Source organism: Vicinamibacterales bacterium (genome assembly GCA_036496585.1).
Lineage (GTDB): Bacteria > Acidobacteriota > Vicinamibacteria > Vicinamibacterales > 2-12-FULL-66-21 > JAICSD01.
The window spans coordinates 261740-284024 of the sequence record DASXLB010000042.1 but is presented as its reverse complement, the minus strand read 5'-3'; the positions used below and the strand labels follow the sequence as shown (position 1 = coordinate 284024).

The 22285-nt window shown below is 68.1% G+C and carries 18 protein-coding genes and 2 rRNA genes; 10 read left to right on the top strand and 10 right to left on the bottom strand.

What is annotated here, in order from left to right; translation table 11 throughout:
- Positions 1–517: ribosomal RNA gene (locus tag VGI12_14725) — 23S ribosomal RNA — on the top strand; the annotation flags it as partial.
- 190 nt (positions 518–707) lie between these two features.
- A 5S ribosomal RNA gene (gene rrf, locus VGI12_14720) occupies positions 708–824 on the top strand.
- Positions 825–910: 86 nt separating this feature from the next.
- Here the strand turns inward: rrf and VGI12_14715 are convergent.
- The 3 genes from VGI12_14715 to VGI12_14705 all read right to left on the bottom strand — a co-directional run bounded on the left by VGI12_14715 (position 911) and on the right by VGI12_14705 (position 6010).
- Entirely contained in the window at positions 911–1438 is a 528-nt protein-coding gene (locus VGI12_14715) for a hypothetical protein (protein ID HEY2433925.1), read from the bottom strand.
- 166 nt (positions 1439–1604) lie between these two features.
- Complete coding sequence (locus tag VGI12_14710) at positions 1605–5420, bottom strand: protein kinase (protein HEY2433924.1); 3816 nt, start codon at positions 5418–5420, stop codon at positions 1605–1607.
- Complete coding sequence (locus VGI12_14705) at positions 5366–6010, bottom strand: hypothetical protein (GenBank protein ID HEY2433923.1); 645 nt, start codon at positions 6008–6010, stop codon at positions 5366–5368. Before VGI12_14705 ends, VGI12_14710 begins: the two co-directional genes overlap by 55 nt.
- Between VGI12_14705 and VGI12_14700 the strand changes: the two genes are divergently transcribed.
- Positions 5994–6302 (top strand): hypothetical protein, encoded by a 309-nt coding sequence (locus tag VGI12_14700; protein ID HEY2433922.1) that lies wholly within the window; start codon positions 5994–5996, stop codon positions 6300–6302. The two genes, VGI12_14705 and VGI12_14700, sit on opposite strands and share 17 nt — an antisense overlap.
- A 28-nt stretch (positions 6303–6330) precedes the next feature.
- The gene (locus VGI12_14695) at positions 6331–7668 is read left to right on the top strand and encodes an outer membrane protein transport protein (GenBank protein ID HEY2433921.1); all 1338 of its coding nucleotides are present in this window, start codon (positions 6331–6333) and stop codon (positions 7666–7668) included.
- An 8-nt stretch (positions 7669–7676) separates the two neighbouring features.
- On the opposite strand, the gene VGI12_14690 is transcribed toward VGI12_14695, so the two are convergent.
- From VGI12_14690 to VGI12_14680, 3 genes are read right to left on the bottom strand one after another with little or no spacing between them, the layout of a single operon-like run.
- Complete coding sequence (locus VGI12_14690; GenBank protein ID HEY2433920.1) at positions 7677–9026, bottom strand: hypothetical protein; 1350 nt, start codon at positions 9024–9026, stop codon at positions 7677–7679.
- Positions 9027–9054: 28 nt separating this feature from the next.
- A complete protein-coding gene (locus tag VGI12_14685; protein HEY2433919.1) occupies positions 9055–10767 on the bottom strand; it encodes a glycosyltransferase family 39 protein in 1713 nt (570 codons plus the stop codon).
- Positions 10754–12460: a carbamoyltransferase C-terminal domain-containing protein gene (locus VGI12_14680; GenBank protein ID HEY2433918.1), complete on the bottom strand. Its 1707-nt coding sequence runs from the start codon at positions 12458–12460 to the stop codon at positions 10754–10756. Before VGI12_14680 ends, VGI12_14685 begins: the two co-directional genes overlap by 14 nt.
- 156 nt (positions 12461–12616) lie before the next feature.
- Here VGI12_14680 and VGI12_14675 point away from each other — a divergent pair, with 156 nt between their 5' ends.
- Positions 12617–13324 carry a CmcI family methyltransferase gene (locus VGI12_14675; GenBank protein HEY2433917.1) on the top strand — a complete coding sequence of 236 codons (708 nt, stop codon included), beginning with the start codon at positions 12617–12619 and terminating at the stop codon, positions 13322–13324.
- A gap of 121 nt (positions 13325–13445) precedes the next feature.
- Here the strand turns inward: VGI12_14675 and VGI12_14670 are convergent, their stop codons facing one another.
- Positions 13446–13994, bottom strand: a complete 549-nt coding sequence (locus tag VGI12_14670; protein ID HEY2433916.1) for a PEGA domain-containing protein — start codon at positions 13992–13994, stop codon at positions 13446–13448.
- Positions 13995–14003: 9 nt separating this feature from the next.
- Between VGI12_14670 and VGI12_14665 the strand changes: the two genes are divergently transcribed.
- Complete coding sequence (locus VGI12_14665; protein HEY2433915.1) at positions 14004–14336, top strand: hypothetical protein; 333 nt, start codon at positions 14004–14006, stop codon at positions 14334–14336.
- Between the two features lie 148 nt (positions 14337–14484).
- Here the strand turns inward: VGI12_14665 and pepF are convergent, their stop codons facing one another.
- From pepF to VGI12_14650, 3 genes are all read right to left on the bottom strand, one after another.
- Complete coding sequence (gene pepF / locus VGI12_14660; GenBank protein HEY2433914.1) at positions 14485–16362, bottom strand: oligoendopeptidase F; 1878 nt, start codon at positions 16360–16362, stop codon at positions 14485–14487.
- A gap of 90 nt (positions 16363–16452) precedes the next feature.
- Complete coding sequence (locus VGI12_14655) at positions 16453–17025, bottom strand: hypothetical protein (protein ID HEY2433913.1); 573 nt, start codon at positions 17023–17025, stop codon at positions 16453–16455.
- Positions 17026–17058: 33 nt separating this feature from the next.
- Positions 17059–18039, bottom strand: coding sequence for a Gfo/Idh/MocA family oxidoreductase (locus VGI12_14650; GenBank protein ID HEY2433912.1), 981 nt, complete (start codon positions 18037–18039; stop codon positions 17059–17061).
- Between the two features lie 172 nt (positions 18040–18211).
- Here VGI12_14650 and allB point away from each other — a divergent pair, with 172 nt between their 5' ends.
- Genes allB through VGI12_14630 form a run of 4 tightly spaced genes read left to right on the top strand, consistent with a single transcriptional unit; the run spans position 18212 to position 22187 of the window.
- Positions 18212–19501 carry an allantoinase AllB gene (gene allB, locus VGI12_14645; GenBank protein HEY2433911.1) on the top strand — a complete coding sequence of 430 codons (1290 nt, stop codon included), beginning with the start codon at positions 18212–18214 and terminating at the stop codon, positions 19499–19501.
- Positions 19494–21023 (top strand): allantoicase, encoded by a 1530-nt coding sequence (gene alc, locus VGI12_14640; protein HEY2433910.1) that lies wholly within the window; start codon positions 19494–19496, stop codon positions 21021–21023. Before allB ends, alc begins: the two co-directional genes overlap by 8 nt.
- A gap of 7 nt (positions 21024–21030) precedes the next feature.
- Positions 21031–21369, top strand: coding sequence for a hydroxyisourate hydrolase (gene uraH / locus VGI12_14635; GenBank protein ID HEY2433909.1), 339 nt, complete (start codon positions 21031–21033; stop codon positions 21367–21369).
- A gap of 26 nt (positions 21370–21395) precedes the next feature.
- On the top strand, positions 21396–22187 hold the full coding sequence (locus tag VGI12_14630; GenBank protein HEY2433908.1) for a urate hydroxylase PuuD: 792 nt from the start codon (positions 21396–21398) through the stop codon (positions 22185–22187).
- Positions 22188–22285: the final 98 nt, after the last annotated feature.

The window sequence follows — 22285 nt, the reverse complement described above, 5'->3', positions numbered from 1 at the left end:
TTTAGTGATCCGGTGGTTCCGCGTGGAAGGGCCATCGCTCAACGGATAAAAGGTACGCCGGGGATAACAGGCTGATCCTTGCCAAGAGTTCACATCGACGCAAGGGTTTGGCACCTCGATGTCGGCTCATCACATCCTGGAGCTGTAGCAGGTTCCAAGGGTTCGGCTGTTCGCCGATTAAAGTGGTACGTGAGCTGGGTTTAGAACGTCGCGAGACAGTTCGGTCTCTATCTGTCATGGGCGGAGGAAGTTTGAGGGGTCTTGACCTTAGTACGAGAGGACCGGGTTGAACGAACCTCTAGTGTACCGGTTATCCCGCCAGGGGTAGCGCCGGGTAGCTACGTTCGGACGTGAGAAACGCTGAATGCATCTAAGCGTGAAACACTCCCCAAGATGAGACTTCCCAGGCCGCAAGGCCTCTAAAGGGTCCTGGAAGACTACCAGGCAATAGGCTGGGTGTGGAAGCGCCGCGAGGCGTGGAGCTAACCAGTACTAATCACCCGTGAGGCTTGACCATTAATTTTCTCGTGCACGCATTGCGTGGAGTTGTGCCGGGAGAGACTACCGTTTGCAGGATATTCAATTGACGTGGCGCAGGCCCCGACGCCTGCCCCGCTCTTTGACATAGTCTGGGACGACTCTCGAACGCCGCGCCGATATCGGGCGTGCCGCCGGGAGACCCCAGGCAACTCGCCAAGATCACCTTTCCCGGTGGTCATAGGAGAGGGGTCACACCCGTTCCCATTCCGAACACGGAAGTTAAGCCCTCTACCGCCGATGGTACTGCGTGGGTAACTGCGTGGGAGAGTAGGTCACTGCCGGGATTATTCATCGCACAGCCCGTCGCATCCGCGACGGGCTGTTTTCATGTACGGCGGAGACGCACCGCCGACCCCTCCCGCCGGCGTCGCTAGCCCGCCGGCGTCGGCACCGGTGGCGGCACCATCGGCGCCCCCGAACGCGACCCCAGCGCCCGCCGCGCGATCTCGAACGTGTGCCGATCCGCTGGCGCGACATGTTCAAACACGGCCGCCGCGTCGCGCAACAGCGCGTGACGGCGCGTCCGCAACGCCTCGAGCTCGATCCGCCCCTCCTGCATTTCGGTCAGCAGCTCCCGATACTGCTCGCAGACGACCCACAGCCGCGCCGAGCAGGCGCGATGCCCGTGGACGCGCGGCTGCTGGTTGAACCCCACGTAGGCCGCGCAGGCCGCGAACGCCGCCGCCGCGACAATCGCCGACGCCAGAAACCAGCTGGGACGCCAGGTCGCGGCCGCGACCGCGGCGGCCGCGGCGGCTCCGCTCGTCGTCAGCGTCGCCACCCGAAAGATCGTGTTCCAGCGCGCGACCCGCACCGCCGCGTCCGCGTGGGCCACGCACGCCTCTTCGAGCGTGTCGTAGCTGTGGCGTACGTATTCAGTTATGTCAGTGCTGAACATGCCTCAAGGCGGGCAAAGAGCGCGCCCGCGGCGCGGGCCTCCAACGCACGAGGATCGCGCGGTTCTCTGATCCCAGCCGTCTTACCGCTGTACGAGCCGTGCAATTTCTACGTTGGCCTGCGCGTGATGCGCCAAGCGCTGCAGGCATGGTCGGCCCGCGCGGCCGTTACCGTCGCTGGCCGAGCAGGGACGTGACGACCTGGTCGGCGGCAAAGCCCGGCATCTGGAACGTGTTCGACAGGGGCGTGGTGCCGACGGTGATGGTCTCGATCCGCGGCTTCGTGAGGTCACCGTTTTCCAGCCGAACCTCGTACTGACCCGGCAAGAGCTGTACGAGCGCCGGCGTCTCACCGCTGACGGCCGGCTGCCGCGCGTCCTTCGTCACCGAGGTAATCGTGAAACGAGCCCACGGGACCGCGTCGATCGACACCGTCGTCGGCACCGCCATCGCCGCCGGAACGGAAGTCGTGGCCGGAGTCGTGGTGGTCGTCTTGGATGACTGCTCGACCCGGGTGGGCGTGGCCGATCTGTGGGTCCACCATTCGTATCCACCAATCCCGAGCACCATCACCAGCCCGAGCGGCGCGCCGAATGTCGAGGCGATTCGCCGGGCTCGCGCGGACCGCCGCTGGCGGCGGGCGGCGACGGCTCTCGCGTAGAGAGACGCGACCCCGGCATCGGCCGGCCGGAGGGCCCGCGCCTGCGCCAGATCGCGGCGCGCCTCGTCGAGCTGTCCCCGATCGAGCTGCGCCGCGACGCGCTGGCACAGTTCGCCGACGCGCAACTGCACGCGCAGCTCGGCTGCGAGCGAGGTGATTTCGGACTCGGGCGGGTCGAATGCTTCGAGGAGGGCCAGGGCCTCGGCGGCGGGCACGCTGCGGGCGTCACGCAGCGTCGCGTCGATGCGGAGCCGCCGCTCGCGTTCTGCGGCGGCGCGGCGCTCATCTTCTACAGCGACCCGCCGCTCGTCGGCAACCCGGCGATCGTGCAGCCGCCGGAGATCGTCGACAGCGCGGGCCAGCAGCTCGCGAGGCTCGCGCCCGGCGAGTTCGCGGATCGCGTCTTCGCGTGCCGCCGGCGAGCTCTGCGGCGCCGCGACACGATCGCGAGCGGCGGCGACAGCGGCGGCGGCCTGCTGCAGTGCGGTCCGCTCGGCGCCGACGAGATCGGGGGCGGCGAAGCCGTCGAGCAGCCGGATGGCGTCCGTCGGTGCCCCCTCCGCGAAGACGGCGCGCGCGCGGGCGATGAGTGCAGTCGCCTGTCGTTCGAGCTCGAGCCGCTCCCGCGCGGCTCGAGCGCGGTTCTCTTCCTCGGCGGTCCTGGCGGCGTCGAGTGAGCGCAATCGGGCAATCGAGCCGGCGAGCAGTCGCGCGTCGGTCTGGGAGAGGTCCGCGATCGCCGCCGATCGTTCCGCGGCCGTACCGGTCCCGACGCGCGATTCCGCGGCCGCCGCCGCGTGCGCCAGCCCCCGCAACCGCCCGAGCACGTCGGCGACCAGGTCGGCGCGCGAGTGCGCGGCGAGCGTCTCGATCGCGGCGTCCATCCGTCCGGCCGCGAATACGTTCTCGGCGTCACGCGCTGCGGCTGCGGCAGCCTGCTTCGCTGCCGCTTCCCGCGCCATCTCCTCGGCGGCCTGTTCGTCGGCGGTGCGGCGCCGGTGCTCTGCCTGCAGTGCCGTGATGGCGTTTGCGACGAGCGGCCGATCCTCGAATCGATCCAGTTCGGCGAGCGCTTCGGCGCGCGGTCCCTGCGACGCTGCGGCCATCGCCAGCGTCGCGGCATCGACCGCCGACGCCGCGGATCCCAGGAGCGCGCGCGCCGCCGCGACGCGGGATGGATCCGGTGCCGAGTCGAGAATGGCGATGGCTTCGCCGCGGCGCCCCTCGATGAACGATGCCCGCGCGCTGTCGATCAGGCGCTGCGCCTCCGCGGCGGCGCGCTCTGATTCACGGCGGCTGGCCGCGTCCTCCAGTCGCCGCGCTTCCTGCTCTGCCGCCAGTCGTTTTTCGGCGGCCAGCCGTTGTTCAGCGGCCAGTCGTTGCGCCTCTGCCTCAGCCTCGCGTCGCGCCGCTTCCGCTGCGCGGGCGCGGGCCTCCTCATCGGCTTTGCGGCGTGCCTCCTGTTCAGCCTCCCCGGTCCGGCGCCGGGCCTCGGCTTCTGCGGCGGCGGTGCGCTCCGCTTCGCGGCGCCTGGCCTCGTCTTCCAGTCGGCGTGCTTCCTGTTCGGCAGCCAGTCGTTCTTCGGCAGCCAGCCGTTGTTCTGCGGCCAGTTGTTCCGCAGCCAGTCGTCGCGCGTGCGCCTCAGCCTCGCGTCGCGCCGCTTCCGCTTCCGCTGCGCGGGCGCTCGCCTCCTCGTCGGCCTTGCGGCGTGCTTCCTGCTCTGCCTGCCGCCTCGCTTCCTCGGCCTGGCGCTCCTCCTCGGCCTCGGCGGCGCGGCGCGCCTGCTCGCGCTGGTCGTTGACCTCGCGGGCCTCGCGGGCCTCGCGCTCCGCTTCGCGCTGGCGTGTATCGAGATCGCGCAGTTCGACGAGCGCTTCGCGGACCAGATCCGGCACCGTGAACTCGGCGAGCTCGTCGATGGCGCGCTGTCGCGCGTCGGGTTCGCCGGTGAGGACGATCCGCCTGGCCCGCCTGGCCGCTTCATCCGCCTGGCGCTGTCGTGCCGCGGTGGCATCCTGCTCGCGCGCGTCGGCGCGCAGGCGCTGCGCGATGGCCGCGACGAGATCGCGCGGGCCGAACGCATCCAGCGCGTCGAGCGCCGCGTCGCGCGCGGCGGCGTCGCCGTGGGTCAGCTCGTGCTGGGCGGCGGCGGCGAGCGCGGCCGCCTCTTTCAGTTGCGCGAGCTGCGGCGCGACGAGCGACGGTGGATCGAAATCGGCGAGGACCCGGATCGCGGTGGTTCGTTCTCCCTCGAGAAAGGACGATCGAGCCAGCGCAATCGCGGCCCGCGCCGCTTCCTCGTTGTGCGCCTGGCGCTGTTCGAGGTCGGCACGCTGGCGGGCCCGGACCTCCGCGAGCGCCTGGGCGAGGACGCGCTGCTCGCGCAGCGTCGCCGTCACGCTCGCCTCTTCCAAACGCCTGACCGCCGCCGTGAAGTCACCCGCGTCGGCGAAGTGGCGCGCGTTCATCATCGCGTCCTGCGTTGCGGTGCTGAGGATGATCGTCGTCTCGGATCCCGACTCTTCGGAGGCTTCCTCCATCCGCTCGCGGACCTTGCGCAGCCGCGCGGCCATTTCGCCGAGATCGGCGTAGCGGTCGGCAGGGGCCTTGGCGAGCGCCCGATCGATGATCCGGCCCAGATCGGGGTTGAGATCGGGCCGCCAGTTCGAGAGCGGCGGGTGCGGCTGCTCCACGATCCGGCGCTGTACTTCCGCCATGATCTTGAACGGATCCCCGCCGGCGATCGGAAACGCCTTGTGCAGCGTCATCAGCTCGTAGGCGACGGCGCCGACTGCGAACATGTCGCTGCGCTTGTCCACGTCCTGTCCGAGCACCTGCTCTGGCGACACGTAGCTCGGCGTGAACGCGAACGATCCGGTGGCGGTCTGGCTGCTGTTGAGCACCTTGGCGATGCCGAAGTCGAGAATCTTCAGCGTGCGCGCCTCGTAGGCGTCCTGGTCCTCACGAACCATCAGGTTCACGGGCTTGATGTCGCGGTGGACGATGTCCTTCTTGTGCGCGAAATTGAGCCCGGAGCACAGCTGCTCGAGGAGCTTCAGCCGTTCGCTGTCTGACAGCGGCGCGCCCCGCTCGATCATCCTCGCGAGGGTCTCTCCCTCGACGAACTCCATGACGATGAAAGGCTGACCCTCGAATTCGCTGCGGTCGAGAATGATCGTGATGTTGCGGTGGCTGTTCAGTCTGCTGGCGGCGGTCGCTTCCTGGCGGAAGCGGCGGCGCCAGTCGGGATCCTCGGCCAGCTCGGGTTTCAGGATCTTGACCGCGACGTCGATTTCGAGCTCCGCATCCCACGCCCGATACACGGACCCGAAGCCGCCGCGGCCGATGAGGCGTAGGTTGCTATAGCGGTTGGCAAACGGGTCGGAAATCTGCACGGTGGCGCGTCAGGGCTCGTCGGGCCGGCGTCTGGGGCGATTATACCGGCGCTCGGAACGGAGGTTCCGCCGGCTTGCCTCGGGTGAACCCTTCCCGTATAGTCGAGGCCCGTGTTCCAGAAGAGGGGAATGGCCGCCGGTGTCGCGCTGCTGGTCCTGCTCGCCGGAGCGAGCTGCAGCGGCCCGTCGCAGCCATCGACCTCCACGACCACCTCCGCGGCGACGACCTCGACGACATCCGCAGCCACCACGTCTTCGACGACCAGCAGTTCGCCGAGCACGACCACGACGTCGACCGGTTCGTCGACCACCACGTCAACCGGCACCTCCACGACGACAACTTCGACCGGCTCGTCCACGACGACAACCTCGACGGGCTCGACGACGACCTCGACTTCGACTCCGACGACGACGAGTTCGTCGACGACGACATCCTCGACGAGCACATCGTCGACGACTTCGACGTCAACGACGTCGGTCCCGGTGCTGGCGGCGTCGTTCGTGGTAACCCCCGGCACGAACGGGTCGCCCTGTCAGATCGACGCGAGCGCGGGCGGTCAAAAACTCCAGTGCACGTTCGACGCCTCCGCATCGACAGGCTCGATCATCCGTTACGAGTTCCGGGTCAACCGCACTGGCGGTTCACCCGATTTCCAGTCCTCGTCCGCCACCATCTCCAATCCGTCGCTGACCTGCGGCACGTTTGTAAACGGCACCGTTTCCCCGCCGGTCGAGCTAACCGTTTTCTCGTCGACGAGCAGCGCGGTGACTTCCAAACTCGTCACATTCAAGAAGGACACGGGCTGTTGACAATCGCGCAGCCCGCGCGAACACGAGCATGAGACATCTCGATCGGGCCCTGCCAACCTGCGTCGTTGCGTTGATGCTGTTTGCCCTTGGCGCCGCGCCTGCGAACGCACAATCGACCGCACAGATTCCCTTGCAGTTCGACTTTCTCGATCCCGGTGCGCGCAGCTTGGGGCTCGGAAGCGCCTTCGTCGCGGTTGCCGACGATGCGACGGCGGCATTCACCAACCCCGCGGGTCTGACCTCCTTGATCAAGCCGGAGTTCTCGGCCGAGCTTCGCTACCGGCGTCTCGAAACGCCGTACCTGGCGGGCGGGCGTATCTCCGGAACCGTCACCAACATCGGCGCCGACACGATCGCCGGCCCCCTGTATGTGGACAGCATCGACTCGGCATCCTTGCCTTACTACTTGTCGTTTGTGTATCCGGCTGGCCGATGGCGGCTGGCGGGCTATCGGCACGAGCTGCTGAACCAGGAAAATTCATTCGCGTCCGCCGGCGCCTTCGAGCAGGTGATTTTTGCCGGCAACCCGACGAACGCCGCGCGTGACAACGCGCTCGAAGGCACGCGCGACCTTCAGATTGAGAATTACGGAGGGACCGTCGCGTATCGCATCAACAGCGCCCTTTCGGTGGGTGCGGGCGTCTCGATCTATCACCTCGACCTGACGTCCAACTTCGCGAGATATGGATTTGTCGGCAACGTCTTCGGCCCGGTCGATCACAGCAGCGTCGGTTCGACCGCGTCGCAGACCGGCAGCTCGACTCAGGCCGGAGTCAACGCCGGGCTGCTCTGGATGGTTGCCCCCAAGGTGCATGTCGGTGCGGTTTTCCGCCAGGGCGTCTCGCTCGCCTTCACCCAGACCGACGTCGTTCCCGATCGGCCGACGCTGACGCGTACGGGAGATTTTCGATCGCCGAATGTCTTCGGCGCCGGCATACGCGTCCAGCCGCGCGACGACTGGTCGTTCAGTGTCGATTACGACCGCATCCAGTATTCACGCGTCAAGCAGGACTTTATCGACTTTCAGGCCATCTCCACCGGCACGCAGGATCAGCTCAGCATCGAGGATGCGAATGAAGTGCACGCCGGCGCGGAATATGTCCTGACGAAGGTTGCGCATCATCCGGGAATTCGTTTCGGGGTCTGGTACGATCCGGATCACGCGGTGACGTATTTGTCGGACGGCTCGAACAGCCAGATCGACGTACGGCTGAAGGCAACGCTACCCGGCGGCAAGAGCCTCGTGCACTACTGCGCCGGATTTGGCATGCCCCTGTCGGACCAGTTCGAGTTCAACATCGGCACGGACATGTCATCGCAACGCCGTTATTTCTCCGCCTCAGTTGTCGCGCGCTTCGGCAAGTAGCCGCGGCACTACCCACCGGTCTCGAGGGCGCGCAGGATCTTTGGCGCGATGAAACGGCGATCCTGCGTCAGTTCGTTGTGTCCAGCGGTCCGCTGATATCGCAGGCGCGCCGCTCGAATACGGGCGCTCGCTTCGGCAGGCGGTCCGAGCAGCGCGAGCGCAGCCTCGCTGCAGGCAAGATAGAAATGCACGCGCGCCGGCGCACGGGCGCCCGCGTCGAGCGGCGTCAGCAGCCGTATCGTCTCCTTGTAATTCCCCTGATAGAACGCCAGCAGCGCCAGCCGCTGCGCATCGCCGGTCGTCAGCGCGACCAGCGATAAATCGAACGCCGCGAGCTGCGCGTTGCGCGGATCGAGCGTGCGTAACGCGGCGATCGCGCCCGCGGCAGTCTTCGCATCGCCGGCCGAAAGCGACTGCCGCACGGCGTCCTCCGCCTGGCCGCGATCGATTTGCGACTGCAGGTTCCGCACCGCGCCGGCATCCGCCCCGAGCCGGCTGGCCTCGCCGGCAGCCGTGCGGGCAGCGGCGAAGCGCCGGCTGTCGAGTTCCGTCTGCGCCTGCGCGAGCGCGCGATCGCGTTCGATGCGACGCATCAGCGCATCGGCGCGCGCCGGCTCCAGTCCGGCGGTGCGTGCCTTTCCAGCCGACAGGATCGCGGCATCGAACTGTCTGGCCTGGAGCGCAGTTTCGGCCGAAGTGAACAGCCGCTCGAACTCAATCCGCTTCACCAGATCGTCGACCGGCGCGGCGTTCACGTTCAAGCTCCGCGCGCGGGCGGCAGCGCTGGCGGCCGTGTCGAACCGCTTTGCCGCGAGCTCCTCCCGGGCCTGTTGCATGTCCTGATCGAACTGCGTCCGGCGCGCCGCGCTCTCATCGCCGCGGCCCGGCGGTCCAGTGCCGGTCGTGGACGGATTGCTCTTGGGTGGATCAATCGCGGGAGGCGCGCCCGTGTTGGCGGCATTCGCCGCCGCGCTGCTCAAGGCGGCATCGACGCGGCTGCGCGCGCTGACGAACTCGGGATCGTTCGCCTTCAGCAGCCGCGCCGCTCGTTCCAGTGCGGCGTTCGCTTCGGCAGGCTTGTTGGTATGGGCGTAGACGATCGCCAGGTACAAATCAGGAACGAACGGCTTGCGGATCTGGCTGTACCACAGCACGCTCGCCCCGGGAGATCGTCCGTCCTTGCGCGCTTCCTCGACGGATTGCGCGAGCTTCTTTTCCGCCTCGGCCCAGTTCTGATCCTTGACCGCCTTGACGCCCGCCTCGTAGGTCTTGTACCACTGCGCCTCGGCGCTCGGCACTCCGGCGCCAAGGCACAACCACGCGAGCGCGGCCAGGAGACGCAGGAAGCGGCAGGTCATCGCGATCTGCGCGAATTATAGCAACCCCTCATCTGACACCGGCCGGCGCCGGATCGCCGTCCGGCATGGCGATGCGATAGAAGGCGTAGCGGTAGTCGCGTTCGCGGAACTCGGCGATGCGCGTGGTGCGGAACGACGAGAGGACATGGGTGCAGAACGCGTTCTGCACCGGATCCGAGACGTTGCACCAGAAATTCCAGTGGATGTAGACGCCGCCGGCGTAGCGCCGATTGAGGTCCCTCCGGACGTATTCGGGCTGGTCGGCGGCAATCGACAGCTGCGCGGCGCTGATCCCCCAGACGTGGAACATGCCCGGATTGTGCGTCAGCACCAGCGCGTTGCGCGGCAGCGTCTTCGCCGTCGCTTCGGCGAACGCGACGTCGGCCCGCGCCGCCCATGCCTCCTCTCCGACGGCTCGCATCAGCGGCAGGTACCACGTCGCCTGCAGCGTCAGCGCCGCCACGACGATCGAGACACCGCGGCCGGCCGTGAGCGGCCGCGCGTCGAGCGTCCTCGAGAGTGTCGCGGCGCCAAGGCCGGCGAGCACGGCGATCGGTGCGTAGGTCAGCAGCGAATAGCGGATGTCGGCGCCGTAGTCGTAGCTCCCGGCATAGAACAGCACATAGATGCCGGCGAACGCCAGGAGCCAGAGCAGCATGACGCCGACGGCGCGCGAACGGCGAAGCCACGCGCCGAACACCGCCAACGCGGTCAGCGCCACGGGGAAGCGGGCGTCCCACAGATAGAACCAGCCGTTGATGCGCAGGTTTGGTCCAAGGAACATCAGCGCCAGGCGCGGGCCTTGCGTGCCCCACCCCTCGTGGCGGACCGACGCCAGGTGCGCCAGCGAGACGATCGAGAGGGCCACGGCGCCGGCGGCCGCCAGCCAGAGTCGTCCGGTTTTCAATTCGCGCGAGGCCATCAACACGATGGCGGCGGCCACGGGCAGCGCGAGCACCGGCATTTCCGGCCGGTAGGTCATGGCGTAGGCGCCGGCCGCCGCGACCATGACCAGACTGGCAGTCGAACGGAGCCTGACGTATGCGCCGGCTGCGAGAAGCACCCATCCTGCCGCCAGCGCGCTGGCCGGTTCGCTGGCCGCGGTATGCGACCAGAGCACTTGCTCAGGAATGATCGCCGCAGCGAGTGCCGCGAACCCGGCTGCCCGCGGATCGCGGAAGAAAACCAGCGTCACCATGAAGACGACCCAGGTGGTCGCCCCATGGACCAGACCGTTGAGGACATGCGGCGACCGGCTCGAGACGCCGAACAGCCGGTAGACCACGCTCAACAAGTGCGGGTAGCCGTACGGCTCCTTGTTGTATTCACTGCGCTCGCATTGCAGCCGCTGGTACTCGACCGTGCCCTGGTTGCACATCTGCGCGCGATGCAGGTCGGTGAGATTCTGCGCGACGGATTCGTAAATTTGCTCGTCGTAGTAGATGCGGTTGGTCGCCGGCGCAACGCCCAGCGCCAGTCCGATCGCGAGCGTTGCCGCGCCCGCCGCAGCCCATTTGTCGGCCCGGCGCAGCTCGAGGTGTCCGAACAGCTGGCGCAGGGTCGCGAGCGACGCGACGCCGACGAGCGCCAGCAGGGCATCGAGCATCCAGAACTGGGTCGCCTCCAGCACCTCGCGCAGCCGATCGGCGGGGATCGTGGCGATCCAGATCATCGCCGCGGCGACCGTCGCGGCCACGGCGGCCGGCAGCGTCCAGGGCAGGCCACGCTCACTCCCCGGCACGGCTGGTCACGAGAAAAGGACCGAGCGCGAGGGCGTCGGCGCCCGCCCGAAGATACACATCCACGGCATCCTCAGGCGTGCAGACGAGCGGCTCGCCATGGATGTTGAAACTCGTGTTGAGGAGGATGCCGCGGCCGGTCCGCCTGCGGATCGCGCGCAGCAGCGCCGCGAACGGCCCATCCGCCTCGTCGTCGACGAGCTGCGGTCGGCACGTGCCGTCGATACCGATCACCGCACCGAGATCCGCCCGGCATCCAGGCTTGACCGTATGCGCCATTGTCATGTGCCGGTTGAGTGGCGGCGCGTCATCCCAGTCCTCGAGCACCCGCCGCGCTTCGGACACCAGCATGCTGGGGCAGAAGGGCTGATACCAGACGCGTCGCTTGAGCACGAGGTTCAGGCGATCGCGAAGCTGAGGACGGTCGGCTCTCGCCAGCACGCTGCGATGGCCGAGCGCCCGCGGGCCGTACTCCATCCCGCCCTGAAACCACATGACCACCGCGCCTCGCTCGAGGAGGTCGGCCGCGGCCTCAGTCACCTCGGCGCGAGACGGGCTCAGGCCGCGCGCGGCAAGCGCCGCGGCCATGCGGTCCTCGGGGTACGCGGGGCCGATCGCCAGGCTGTCGAGCTCGAGGCGGGGCGCGGCGCCCGCCCGACCTGCCATCGACAGCGCCGCCCCGAGCGCCAGGCCTCCGTCGCCCATATGGGGGAAAACGTAGAGGCTGTCGACGGCGTCGAGCAGCCGTGCCTGGCGCGTCGCCTTGATGTTGGACGCGACGCCGCCCGCGACGGCGACGCGCCGCTGCCCGGTGCGAGCGACCGCGTCCTGCACCAGCGCGACGGTGGTCTTTTCGACCGCGCGCTGCGCCATGCGGGCGAACTGCTCGTTGGGCACCCGCCAGTGCAGTGCGGCAAGGCGGCGCCTCAGGCTGGCACCGGTGCGGGCCATGACGATCCGTCCGTCCTCGACGCGCAGCAGATCGAGCAGAGGGTTGTCCGCATCGGACACCGCCGGCGCATAGTCGGCGAGCGCCATCACTTTCCCTTCGTCCTCGAGCTCGCGCATGTTCAGGAGCGTGGTGACGTGCTCGAAGAAGACGCCCAGCGAATGGGTGGCCGGGGTCGCCGACACACGGGTGAGCCTGCCGCCCTGGAACGTGCTGGTCGTCGCCGACAGTCCGTCGCCGACGCCGTCGATGGTGACCACGGCGCAGGCGTCGAAGCCGCTCGCGCAGGCGGCGGCGATTGCGTGGCAGTCGTGATGATCGAAGACGTGCACCGCCGCGCGCGTCAATCCCGCGCGCCGGAGCGTGCCCTGCAGAAGGGATCGGCTCCAGGCGCGCGTCATCCGATTGGGCGGCCACGTCGTCAGCGCGTACTTGGCGTCGCGGGTGAGCGTCGAGATCACCCCGGGCCGGGCCTTGCGGCGCCGCACGAGATAGTAGCGTTCGCGGGTCCAGGGCGCGAGACGGCCGATCGTCTTCGCCACGTCGGCGGTCGACGCGGCGACGGCGTCGATCCGCTCCGGTCCAAGGTTGGCCGAGGCGAGGCAGGCCTCGATCGATCGTGTCGGGAAGCCGATTTCGAGCTTCCGCCGCGTCAACCGCTCTTCGTTGACCGCGGAGACGAGCGTCCCGTCGACGAGCAGCGCCGCGCCGGCATCGTGGCCGTCCCAGATCCCGAGGATGTTCATGTCAGGAGCGGAGCGACTGTAGCACGACGTCCAGCTGCCCCACGGAGCGTGCGAGGGACTCGCCGCTTCCTGCAGGGATGGTCGAGGGCGCCCACCGTACTGTATCGTTGGCGCCATGAACGTGATCTCGAGGCGCAGGCACGAAGCGCGCGTGCGATGAGTGCCTTGTCGCCGCGCGGCAGCGTCAGCCGGCTGTTCTGGAGCCTCGTCTGGCCGCGGATTCACCATCGGGTCGAGCGCACGTTCTTCACGGCCCTGCTACTCAAGACGAACAACTTCACCGAGGTCCGCTGGCTCGGTCAGCCAATCCTCCAGAACACGCTCGATCTCTGGACCATCCAGGAGACGATCGCCGCGCTGCGGCCGGCGCTGATCGTCGAGACCGGGACCAACCGCGGCGGCAGCTCGCTCTTCTACGCGCACCTCTTCGATCTGATGGAGACCGACGGCCGAATCGTCACGATCGACATCGCCAGGCAGCACGATCTGCGGCATCCGCGCATCACGTATTTGATCGGGGATTCCGCCTCGCCGTCGATCGTGGCGTCCGTACGCGGAATGGCGGAGGCGGCTCGCGGACCGGTCCTGGTGATTCTGGATAGCGATCATTCGGCGGGCCATGTCGCCAGCGAGCTCGAGGCGTACGGACCGCTCGTGACGCCGGGCAGCTACATGCTGGTGCAGGACGGCTCGATCGACACGCAACCGTACTTCAAGAGCTCGCGTCCTGGGCCGGTGCCGGCGATCCACGAGTATTTGGCACGCCACCCGGAGTTCGGCATCGATCGGGAGAAATGTGATCGCTTCCTGGTCACGCATCACCCAGACGGCTGGTTGAAGCGGCGCGAAGGGGGGGCGGAGTAAGCGGCGGCCAGGCGGGGAGCCCGTCCCGGAAAACCCGGGGCCTCACGATGCGGATGCCCTCATCCGCGCCCGTCGGGCCCGTCCCCAGGTGGTGACGGGCCCGCGGTCGCGGCGGTTGCGGTCAGTAGCGGAAGTAGCCGTCGGCGCGGAACGTCGTGGTGTCGCCCGGCCGCACGTAGACGTCGAACGCCATCGGCTGATACCCACCCCACGCCACTTCGACGTGATGCGGACCGGCTTCCAGGTTCATGTGCTGGAAGATGCCGTCGAAGTCGTCGACGATGCCGACGTAGTAGCCGTCGGCGAACACCTGCGCATCCCGCGGAGCGCCGGTGATGCGCACGCCGCCGTAGAGGTGCCCCGGAATCGGATTGAAGTAGTAATCCGGCGTGTATCCGTACGGGTAATAGCCGTCGGCGCCGTAGTAGACGCCGACGCTGAAGCTCGGATGATAGGCGTACGGACGATACGGAATCACCCGCACCACCTGCGGGTGCACGACGTAGGCGTTATAGCGGTGCACACCCGTCACGTACGACTCGTAGTGACGATTGTCCCAGCGACGCCCGTCGTTGTTGGCATACGCGTAGCTGCGGCCGTTGCTGGAGGCGCGGTTGCCGGCAACGACATGGTCCTGGCGCGGCACCGCGATCTCACGTTGCGGCTGCACAGACTGACGTTGCGGCTGTACAGACTGACGCTGCGGCTGCACAGACTCACGGCGCGGCTGCACCGACTGCGGTTGCACGTTCTCCCGCTGCGGTTGCGCGTTCTCCCGCCGCGGCTGCACCTGCTGCGGGCGGACCTGCTGCGGTTGAGCCGCCTGGCGGCTGGGCTGCGCCTGCCCGTGAGCCCGCTGGGCCTGCTGCTGATGCTGTTCCGTTTGCGGCTGCTGGCGCGGACGCGCATGGTCGGACTCCGCCGCCTGCGCGTGGTTGTCACCGGAGTGATGCCGCTCCTGATCCTGCGCGCTCACCGGCATCGCGACCGTAGATGCAAGCGCCAGGGTTGAAATCAGTGTCGTGAGTTTCATAGCGGGGGTCTCCTTCCCCTGGACCTGTTAGAGGCAACAGGGGTGCCAAGCCGCGCCGAGCAGAAACCCACAGGATTTCAACGAACTGTCATGAATGCGTCCTCGAAACAAGACAGATGCGGCAGGGCTACTGCCTGGACGAGGCGAGGATGCGCTCCATCTCATCCATGACGCGATTCACTTTCTGCAGCGTCAGCGCGAGCGGCTCGCCGGTCGTCATGTCGACGCCGGCATCCTTGAGCAGATCGATGGGGTATTTCGAGCCACCCGCCGACAGGAAGTTCAGGTAGCGCCGGGTGGCGCCCGCGTCCCCTTCGAGCACCTTCTCCGAGAGCGCCGCAGATGCGGTGAACGACGTTGCGTACTGGAAGACGTAGAAGTCCAGGTAGAAGTGTGGAATGAACGCCCACTCGTGCCGAACCTCGTCGTCGACGATGCAGATGCCTTTGTCGTGCCCGTAGTACTTCCGCACGATTTGGAGGTAGAGCGCGTCGAGCGCGTCGCCGGTGAGCGGTTCCCCCTTTTCGGCCATCTCGTGGATGCGCAGCTCGAACTCGGCGAACTGGGTCTGCCGGAACACGGTGCCCTTGGCATTCTCGAGATAGTTGCCGAGCAGCGACAGCCGCGTCTCGGGATCCTTGATCGTGCGCAGCATGTAGTCGTTGAGCAGCGCCTCGTTGAACGTCGACGCGACCTCGGCGACGAAGATCGGGTAGTTGGCGAGATGGAAGGGCTGCGTCTTGTTGGACAGGTAGCTCTGCATCGTGTGTCCGAGCTCGTGCGCGACGGTCGTCATGTCGGCGTACTTGCCGTTGAAGTTGATCAGCATGTAGGGATGCACGTCGTAGGCGCCGCCGTTCGAGTAGGCGCCCGACTTCTTCCCTTCGGTCGGCATCAGGTCGATCCAGCGATCGTCGAACGCCTTCTTGATCGCGGCCGTGTAGTCGGGTCCGAGCGGCGCGACGGCGGCCAGAATGTTCTGTTCCGCCTCCGCCGGCGTGTAGCTCAGATCGGCAGTGGCGACGAGCGGCGCGTAGAGATCGTAGTAGTGCAGCTCCTGCAGCTTCATCATCTTCTTGCGTAGCTGCAGGTAGCGGTGGAACGTCGGCAGCCCGCGGTTGACGCCCTCCACCAGCTGACTGTAGACCGAGACCGGAACGCTCGGGCCGTCGAGCGCCGATTCGACCGCGGTCTTGTAGTGGCGGGCGTTGGCCGCGAATTCGTCCGACTGCACCTGGCCGTTCAGCGTGGCCCCGAACGTGCCGCGGAACGTGCCAATCGCGTCGAAGAAAGTGTGCATCACCAGCTTGCGATCGTCGCGATTCGGCACGCTGCGATACAGGCTGAATCCCGCCGAGTCGAGTCGAGCCTTGGTGCCGTCGCTCAGCGTCACCGTCGGGTAGGGGAAGTCGGCGTTCGCCAGGATGTTGTAGATCGAAGACGGCTGGCTGGACACGGTGGAGGCGGCGGCGATGAGCCGTTCCTCGGCGTCGCTGAGCGTGTGGGCCCGACGGCGCTGGATGTCGTCAAGATAGTGAGCGTAGGTCTTGAGCCGTGGGTTGTCGGCCGTCCACTTGTCGAGTGTGGTCTTGTCGATTCTCAGGATCTCGGGCTCGATGAACGAGATCGTCTCACCGAACGTCGCGCCCGCCTGCTGCATCTCCTGCTGCATGCCCTGGTACGCGCTGACACGCGTGTCCTGGTCGGAATGCAGGCTCGCGTAGAGGTAGACACGCTGGAAGTCCTTGCCGATGCGATTCGCGGCGTCGAGCGCGTCGGCGAGCCGGTCGCTCGACTGGGCGAGGGTGCCGCGAAACGCGGCCAGCGAGGGGATGCTGCCGACGACCGTATTCTTTGCCGTTCGCCACGCGTCATCCGAGGGATAGAGGTCGGCGAGGTTCCACTTGTACCGGTCGGGGACCTTGGCGCGGTCCCGCTCTTGAGCGGTGGCGCCGACGGTACACAGGATAACGAAAGCGCTGACCACGACACGGCTGCTGAGCATGCCGCGAGCATAGCGTGAAAACGATCCTGCGCCTGCCGCCCCGGGATCAACGGGGTGACGGAACCACGAACGGCGTCCGCGTCTCGGCGCTTATCGGCGCGCGGGCTGCCGACGGACGGCGTCGATGATGCACTCGATGAGCGCCGCCGGCTCGAGCGTCGAGAGTCGCGCCGGATCCTCGCCGCTCAACTCGTACTTGCGGATGATGTTGACGAGGTGCCAGCCCGCGAACGCCGAGAGCTGACGGCGCAGCAGCACCTCCCCTTTCTGATAGACCGAGAAGGGATCGAGCACCGCCTCCGTGCCGTGACCGTTCGAGACGAACGGATCAGCCGGACCGTCGAAGAATGGCGGCTCGGGGCGCGCTGCAACCGGCCGCACGACCGGACGGAGCGTGCGGCGCAGCGCGCCCTCGAGATAGACAGGCGTAAGGCCCGTCGCCCAATAGACCGTGTCCTCGCGATTGGGCTGGGTGGTCTCGCGAGACGAACGGATGGGCGTGCCTCCGTCGGCTGGAATGAATTCTATCCAGCCTTCCCATTTTCCGTCATTCCGGTCGGCCCCGCAGGCGCGGGCCCTGTAATTCTTTCCTGCGTCCGACGTGACCGCGTCTGGATATTCAAGCAGCAGTTGAGCCACGCGTCCCTCCGGCCGTCGGCTCATGCAAAAGGTCAACCGGCGTGTACGGACGAGGTCTCAGAGGCCCACCGGACGACCGAGCCGCGCCGACTCGTAGAGGGCGACGATGGTCTGGACCGTCCGGCGCGACTCCGTGAGGGGGACGCGCGGCGCCGTCCCGTCGAGCGCCGCCGCCTCAATGTCGGCGACCTCTCCCGCGTAGGCCGCCGCAGGGTCGAAGAGGACCCCCTCTGTGCGATCGTCGCCGCCCGAGAATTCGAGCGCGCTCCTCTCGTCGGTCTTGAAGGGACGCCGGATGCACAGCCGGCCGGCTGTGCCGACGATCTCCATCTCGGCGCGGAACGGGCCGGCAAAGCCGCAGTCGAACTGCGCGACGCTGCCGTCGGCGTAGCGCAGCATCGCGAAGAACTCCATGTCGACATCGCGATCGAGTCGTCGCTCCCAGCCGAACACCTCCGTCGGGGCGGCACCGGCGATCAGGTTCGCATAGCTGAGCGGATAGCACCCGACGTCCCACAAGCTGCCGCCGCCCATCGACGGGTCGAGGCGGACGTCGTGCTCGCGCGTCAGCAGGAACGTGAACGCGCCGCGGTAGGTCGTAATCCGTCCAAGCCGTCCGCCCGCCGCAAACGCCTGAACGGCGTCGGTGAGCGGATGATGGCGGTACATGAACGCCTCCGCCGCGACACGGCCGGCACGCCGGGCCGCGTCCGCGACGCGGTCGACATCGCCGACCGAAAGGGCCAGCGGCTTCTCGCACAGGACGTGCTTGCCCGCCTCGAGCGCGCGCACCGTCCACTCCACGTGGAGGTGGTTGGGCAGCGAGATGTACACCACGTCGATGCCGGGATCGGCGAGGAGCGCTTCGTACGCGCCGATCGAGCGCGGAATCTGCCACTCCAGTGCGTACTCGCGGGCGCGATCGAGCGTGCGGCTCGCGACCGCCGTCAGTTCGCTGCGTGCGGCGCCTCGGATGGCCGGAATCAACGCGCGATTGATGCGGGCGGTACTGAGGAGTCCCCAGCGCAGGCGTGGCATACAGCGTCCCAATCGTATGCGAACCGCGGCGCCGGTCGCGGCTTCGCCGTGCTCGCCTTGGCGGCGATGGGATTCCAGACCGGGAACCCGGTAGTATGCCGGAGCGGATGGCGACCTCGGCGCCCGTGCCAGGGCGCCCTTGAGCACGATCGCGGTCCGCGCCAGGTCCTTCTTGCCGCCCATCACCATCCGCTCCACCCGCGTCCTCCTGCCCACCGGCATCCAGCCGGCCGAAATCGAGATCACCGGCGCGCAGATCACCGCCGTCAGGCCGCTCGAGGCGATCTCCACTCCGCACCTGCCGTCCTCGATGCTCGTGATGCCCGGTCTCGTCGACACCCACGTGCACGTGAACGAGCCGGGTCGCACGGATTGGGAAGGCTTCGCCACCGCGACGAGTGCCGCAGCCGCCGGCGGCATCACGACGATCGTCGACATGCCGCTCAACAGCGTGCCGGCGGTGACGACACTGAAAGCGCTCGGCGCGAAGCGGCGCGCGGCGCCGGTCGACGGTGTCGAAGTGCAGTTCTGGGGCGGGGTGGTCCCCGGCAACGCCGGCGAGCTCGAGGCGCTCGCGTCGGCCGGCGTCTGCGGATTCAAGTGCTTCCTTTCTCCGTCGGGTGTCGACGAGTTCGCGGCCGTCGAGCCCGGCGATCTCCGGCGCGCGCTGCCGATCCTGGCCGGGCTCGGCCTGCCGCTGCTCGTACACGCCGAGTGGCCGGCGTCGCTCGGCCGCATCCCGCCCGCCGCTGACCCGCGCGCCTACTCGACGTGGCTGGCCTCGCGTCCGCCCGAAGCGGAGGTCGACGCCATTGCCCAGCTCGTCGCGTTGGCCCGTGAAACCGACGCCCGCATCCACGTCGTGCATCTCGCGACGGAACGGGCGCTGCCGCTGCTGCGCGAAGCCCGCCGCAGCGGGCTGCGGATCACCGCCGAGACGTGCCCGCACTATCTGACGTTTGCCGCGGAGGAGATTCCTGACGAGGCCACGTCGTTGAAGTGCGCGCCGCCGATCCGCGGGCGCGCGACGCGCGAGGCGCTCTGGCGGGCGCTCGCCTCGGGCGACATCGATTTGATCGCGACCGATCACTCACCGTGTCCGCCGGCGATGAAGGGAGACGGCGACTTCCTGCGGGCCTGGGGCGGCATCGCCTCACTCGAGCTCAGCCTGCCGGCGGTCTGGACGGCGGCGGCGGAGCGCGGGCTCCCGGTGGAACGCCTCGTCGAGTGGATGTCGGCCGCCCCGGCGCGCCTGGCGGGAATCGGTGGGCGCAAGGGCTCGATCGAGCCGGGCAAGGACGCGGACCTCGTGATCTGGGATCCCGACGCGACGTTCGTCGTGGACGAGCGGGCGCTGCGGCAGCGGCACAAGCGCACGCCGTATGACGGGCGCCGGCTGCGCGGCCGGGTGATCCGCACTTACGCGCGCGGGCGCCTCGTGTATGGTGATAGCGGTGTCTGAGTTCAGCCATCTCATCGATCTCGCGTCGGCGCGGCTGGGTGGCGCGGCGCTCGCCGCCAACGATGAGTTCTTCGCCGGGAAGGGCAATCTCCTGAACCCCGAACCGGCCGTGTTCATCCCGGGCCGCTACACCGATCAGGGCAAATGGATGGACGGCTGGGAAACTCGCCGCCGCCGCACCTCCGGCCACGACTGGTGCATCGTCAAGCTCGGGTTGCCGGGTCTCGTCCATTCGATCACCGTCGACACGGCGTTCTTCACCGGCAACTACCCCTCCCACTGTTCGATCGACGCCTGCGGCCTTCCCGACGGCGCCGACGCGACGGCCGACTCGGTCGCGTGGCATCCCCTGCTGGCGCGCAGCGAGCTGGCCGGAAACGCCGCCAACGTCTTCGCGGTCGGGCACGCCACCGCCCGCCGGTTCACGCACGTGCGGCTGAACATCTTTCCCGACGGCGGCGTGGCGCGGCTGCGGGTGATCGGGGAGGCGTTTCCCGACTGGACGCAGATTCTCGCCGGCGGCGGCGAGATCGATCTGGCCGCGCTGGTGAACGGCGGCTACGTTGTCGAGACGAGCGACCGGTCCTACGGCGAGCCGCAGAACATGCTGCGGCCGGATCGCGGCACGCACATGGGCGACGCGTGGGAAACGAAGCGGCGCCGCGTTCCCGGTCACGACTGGGTGGTCGTACGGCTCGGGCTGCGCGGCACCATCGGACGCGTCGCGCTCGACACGGCGTTCTTCAAGGGCAACTATCCCGACTCGGCGTCGGTCGACGGCGCCGTCGTTTCCGAGGACCTGCACGGCGTGTCGGCCGACAGCGCCGCGCGCGGCGTCGCCGACTGGAAGGTCGTCCTCGCCCAGACGAAGCTCCAGCCGGACCATCGACACGAGTGGGCTGCCGACGCCGTGCGCCCGCTGGACGCGACGCACGTGCGGCTGAACATCTTTCCCGACGGCGGCGTCAGCCGGTTCCGGGTGTTCGGTCAGCCCGCCGCGGCCGCTCGGCAGGCGGCAGTCGTCCGCCTCCTCAATGCGCTGGACGATCCCGAGGCGCGCTCGACGCTCGCGGCCTTGTGCGCGGCGCCCGCGTGGGTCGACCGCATGGCGGCGGCGCGGCCGTTCGCGTCGGCCGCCAGGATCCGGCAGGCCGGGCAGGTGGCGCTCGACGATCTCGACGAGGCAGGGTGGCGCGAGTCGATCCGCCACCATCCCCGCATCGGTGAGCGGGAGGCCGAACGCGCGCAGTCTGCCGCCGCGGCGGCGGCGTCGGCGCGCGAGCAGTCGGGCATCGGAGGTGCGACCGCGGCGGAGCGGGAAGCGCTGACGGCGGCCAACCGCGACTACGAGCGCAAGTTCGGCCACGTCTTCCTCATATCCGCTGCAGGGAAGGGTGCGGATGCGATCCTGCAGGCGCTGCGCGCGCGCTTGAACAACGATCCGGCCACCGAGCTGCGCGTCGCGATCGAGGAACAGAAGACGATCACGCGCCAGCGCCTCGATCGTCTGCTGGCCGAATGAGCGGTCGATGACGGTGTCCACGCACGTCCTCGACACGTCGGCCGGGCGGCCTGCCGCCGGCCTGTGTGTGCAGTTGCTGCGCATCGAGGGAGCGACGGCGACGGTCCTCTCGTCGGCCGAGACCAGTCCGGACGGCCGCGTCAGCGCGCTCGTTCCACCGGCGATCGACGCCGGGGCGGGTGCGTACCGGCTGGCCTTCGAGGTGGGCGCGTACTACGCGTCACACGGCCGGGACACGTTCTACGGCACGGTGTCGATTGACTTCATCGTGTCTGACGCTGCCGGGCACTATCATGTGCCCCTGCTGGTGAGTCCGTTCGGGTACTCGACGTACCGCGGCTCCTGACCGCGGCTCCGCCGCGCGGTGCATCGATGATCAACATCTCCGAATGGGCGAACCTGCTCGTGCGGTGGGCGCACGTCTTCTCCGCGATCCTGTGGGTGGGTTCGACCTATTACTTCACCTGGCTCGATGGCCAGATGCGGCGCGGCGGCGACGCGCCGGTCTGGATGGTGCACAGCGGCGGCTTCTACACGGTCGTGAAGCAGAAAACGCTGAGCGTGCCGCCGCGCGAGGTGCACTGGTTCCGCTACGAGGCGTTGGCGACGTTCGTGAGCGGCTTCGTGCTGCTCAATCTCGTCTACTACCACGGCGGCCTGATGGTGGATCCGATCGATCCAAGGCTGACGCCGATGACCGCCGGTGTGCTCGGTGTGATCACCCTGGCGGCGGGCTGGACGGTCTACGACCTGCTGGCCCGATCGCCGCTGGCCGAGTCCGACCGCGCCTTCAGCGCCGTCAGCTTCGCGCTGATCGTGGGACTCGCGTTCGCGCTGTCGGGGCTCTTCAGCTCGCGCGCCACCTACATCCACATCGGCGCGCTCTTCGGCACGATCATGGCGTCCAACGTCTGGATGCGCATCCTGCCGCCGCAGCGCCGGATGATCGCCGCCGCGTCAAAGGGCGAAACGTTTGACCCGGCGCTGGCCGCCGGCGCCAAGCGCCGCTCGAAGCACAACAGCTTTCTCGCTGTGCCGACCACGTTCCTGATGATCAGCAATCACTTCCCGACCGCGACCTATGGCAACCACTACGCGGTGCCGATTCTGGGCGGGTTGATTCTCGCCGGCTGGGGAGCCGCCGCGCTCATTCGTCGAGGCTAGAGGCTATCTCATAAATGCGGTGGCAGTCGCCGGCGAGCGAGCACCGCGAGTGAGCCACGCGAACGGAGCGCGCCGGCGCAGCGGCGCGCGCGAGAGCG